The sequence below is a fragment of the Mesorhizobium sp. M2A.F.Ca.ET.037.01.1.1 genome, assembly GCF_003998075.1.
Taxonomy (GTDB): domain Bacteria; phylum Pseudomonadota; class Alphaproteobacteria; order Rhizobiales; family Rhizobiaceae; genus Mesorhizobium.
In genome coordinates this window covers 1-2,255 of sequence record NZ_RZSA01001016.1, presented here as the reverse complement: position 1 = coordinate 2,255, position 2,255 = coordinate 1, and the positions used below count along the sequence as shown (strand labels likewise).

Below are 2,255 nucleotides of genomic sequence, written 5' to 3'. Positions count from 1 at the left end.
AACCAAGAAAGAAGAGCGTTATCCCCAGGCGCAGGCGCTGAGGCGTGCCAATTATGCCACGCTGCGTCCGCGCGGATGTGTCGAGATGCAGGTCAGGCCGGCCTTACCTGAATATCAACGTACCTTAGATGGTAGCCACCCAGGCGCGGGCGATCGCCAGGCCGGCGGCATCGGCTTCGGGGCCGTTACCGGCCAACTCGTCGTCGAGCCGGTCGTTCCAGTCGGGATGGCGCTCGGCTATCGTTGCCGCGAAGGAGGTGCTCCAGTGGCGCACCATCGGCGTGTCGGCCTCGAAGTGGAACTGAAAGCCATAGACGGCGCGGCCGAGGCGGAAGGCCTGGTTTTCGGCGACCGCGCTGCCGGCGAGCCGCACGGCATTCTGAGGCAGCGCAAAAGTGTCGTCGTGCCATTCGAAGATCGGAAATTGTTCGGGCAGCGCCGCCAGGACCGGATCCGACTTCGCGGCGGGCGTCAGCGAGACCTTGTGCCAGCCGAATTCGGTGGCGCCGCCGATATGGTTGTCGCCACCAAATGCGCGGGCAAGGAGCTGACCGCCGAGGCAGATGCCGAGCACCGAGCGGTCCTTATCGGCGAAATCGCGGGTCAACTCGAGCAGCGCCGGGAAATAGGGATAGTCCTCGTCGGCCAGCGCATTCTGCCCGCCGCCCAGCAAGACCATCGCATCGTGCCCGCCTGCGTCCTGCGGCAACGTATCGCCCTGGTATGGGCGCCGCAGGTCGACATCCGCGCCCGCTTCGGCCAGAGCGGCACCGACCTGACCGAGGCCGGTATTGTCGTAATTCTGGACCACCAGCACGCGCAACGAGAATCCTGCTGACATGAAAAGGCTGGGGCGAGCGATATCATGCGGCCCGTGTTTCAGCCAAGATGCGCGGCGGGAGAGAAAGCTATGCCACTGCAGAACCGGGTCGATCCCTTCGGCGCCATCCATGCCGTGCCGGAACGCGGCCTGTTCACCGGCAATCGCGGCATCATCCATGATCCGGAGACCAAGACTCTGCTGAGGAAGCGCTGGGCCTTGCCGGCCTGGATCATCTGTGTGTGCGAGTTCCGCAATGTGCGGCGCGAGCCGATGGGCCGCAACAGGGGAGGAAAGGCTGGTTGGACCGAATTGTTCTTCCTTGACGAGGTGACGGCGTTGGCCGCCGGCCACCGGCCCTGCTTCTTCTGCCGACGCGAACGGGCGACCGATTTCGTCGGCCGCTTCGGCAAGGCCTTCGGCATCGCAGAGCCCCGCGCGCCGATGGTCGACAAACGGCTGCACAGGGAACGGCTGGCTTCGGGTGGACGGCCCCCTCGCGTAACCGTGCCGGAGCTTGACGGCTTGCCTGATGGAGCGATGATCGCGCAGGGCGACACCGCCTACGCGCTGCGTTCCGGAAAGGCACTTGAATGGTCCTTCGCGGGTTTCGCCGGTCAAACCGGCTTCGATCGCTTCACCGGCCGATCGCTGCGCCTGCTGACGCCGGCGACCACCATCGCGGTGCTGCGGCAAGGCTTTGCGCCTGTCTGGCATCCGACCGCCGACACTTGACGATATCCATCGCCTCGCCCATTGCTCGGCAGATATTCGCGGGATGGCCCGCAAATATCTGCCTAGATTCCCTTGTTTTTCGCAGGTTCTGATCGCAAAACCGCGGGGACACTTTTGCGGGACCTGCCTGGGCCATGCGCGCCAACTACAAAATGCAGCGGTTGTTCGTGCCGGACGATCTAGGCTCAGGCGTCGAATTCGATGCCGGACAGCAGCAGAGCCATTACCTCGCCCATGTGCTGCGGCTCGGCGAAGGCGCCGTGGTGCTGCTTTTCAACGGCCGCGACGGCGAATGGTCGGCTGCGATCGCCGCTAGATCCAAGAAGGCTGTCCGGTTGAAAGTGCTGGAGCTGCAGCGGCCGCAGCCGCCGCTGCCCGACCTCGTCTATTGCTTCGCGCCGCTCAAGCAGGGGCGGCTCGACTACCTGGTGCAGAAGGCGGTCGAGATGGGCGCCGGCGTGCTGCAGCCAGTCATCACCCAGCACACGCAGGTGGCGAAGCCCGGCATCGAGCGGCTGCGCGCCAATGTCGTCGAGGCGGCCGAGCAATGCGGCATCCTCGCGGTGCCGGACGTGCGTGAAGCAGAGAAGCTGGAGCGGCTGCTCGCCAGTTGGGACAGGGAGCGGCGGCTGATCTTCTGCGACGAGGACGCTTCGACCAACAATCCGCTGCCGGCCCTGCAGGCGGTAAGGGAGAAGAA

At 65.1% G+C, this 2,255-nt stretch carries 3 protein-coding genes; 2 read left to right on the top strand and 1 reads right to left on the bottom strand.

From position 1 onward, the window contains the following. Positions 1-124: 124 nt before the first annotated feature. The gene (locus EOA27_RS32750; protein ID WP_126083514.1) at positions 125-823 is read right to left on the bottom strand and encodes a type 1 glutamine amidotransferase; all 699 of its coding nucleotides are present in this window, start codon (positions 821-823) and stop codon (positions 125-127) included. Between the two features lie 87 nt (positions 824-910). On the opposite strand from EOA27_RS32750, the gene EOA27_RS32745 reads away from it, so the two are divergent. Both EOA27_RS32745 and EOA27_RS32740 read left to right on the top strand, forming a co-directional pair. Next, complete coding sequence (locus EOA27_RS32745) at positions 911-1,555, top strand: hypothetical protein (RefSeq protein WP_126078884.1); 645 nt, start codon at positions 911-913, stop codon at positions 1,553-1,555. A 134-nt stretch (positions 1,556-1,689) separates the two neighbouring features. After that, a partial coding sequence (locus tag EOA27_RS32740; RefSeq protein WP_127258326.1) for a 16S rRNA (uracil(1498)-N(3))-methyltransferase occupies positions 1,690-2,255 on the top strand: 566 nt, incomplete at its 3' end.